The sequence below is a fragment of the Runella sp. R0.1_18 genome (genome assembly GCF_057652155.1).
Genome location: NZ_JBYFCK010000081.1, coordinates 1 through 747, shown reverse-complemented (window position 1 = coordinate 747; position 747 = coordinate 1). Strand labels below are relative to the sequence as shown.

Sequence of the window (747 nt, the reverse complement as noted above, 5' to 3'; positions counted from 1 at the left end):
CGCCTTCAAGTCCGATATTTCTTTAATCAACTCTTCCATAATCTCATCTATGCAAATAGCGTACCTAAACAGTTACCCCATCACAATACATAAGCCTTCTGCTATTTATAGGATATTTTGTTAAGAAAATTATATACATTTCATCTGCTCTGCTTTTTCTGTCATTCTTAAAACTTTCCATAGATGATTTAATGAATTTTTGCATTGCTAACCATGAGTCCCCACTATTTGGATTATAATTATTAACCTGCACAAAATGAATCAATGTCGGTGGTAGTGTCAAATCCAATAAATTATTTGGAACACATACCTCTGATTTTATTACGTAAAAGTCAGTTTGAGCAACTGAGGTAAAACTTACCAAACTAAAAGTTAGGAATAAAGTAATAAGAAATTGCTTTGTCATTTTTTTGGTGTTTTGAGTTTTTACAAAATTGTTTGATATGTTCATCAATGTTTGATGGTATTTTCTCTTGCGGTAGCCACCAACGAACAGGGCTTGTGGTCAGGTGGGGGATTTTGAAACTCATCTGCCCGAACGTCTGCCTAAATAAATTACTGATGTTGAGTTACTTACAAAAGTCCAATAGGTTTCCGTCCGCCGAAACAAAAGTACAAAAGGATTCTCAATGCTCAATTACTTCCGTCAGCCCCCACTTGCCACAAACCGATGTTGAACAAAACCTTCGGTAGCTATATTTTGCTAAAAAGGTTAATTTTGAGTCTAATTTAAACTTAAAATTGATC

At 34.4% G+C, this 747-nt stretch carries 1 protein-coding gene; it reads right to left on the bottom strand.

Features of this window, described 5'->3' with window-relative positions:
- Window positions 1-64 precede the first annotated feature (64 nt).
- Window positions 65-406 carry a hypothetical protein gene (locus AC23P2_RS31130; protein WP_487776795.1) on the bottom strand — a complete coding sequence of 114 codons (342 nt, stop codon included), beginning with the start codon at window positions 404-406 and terminating at the stop codon, window positions 65-67.
- Window positions 407-747 lie beyond the last annotated feature (341 nt).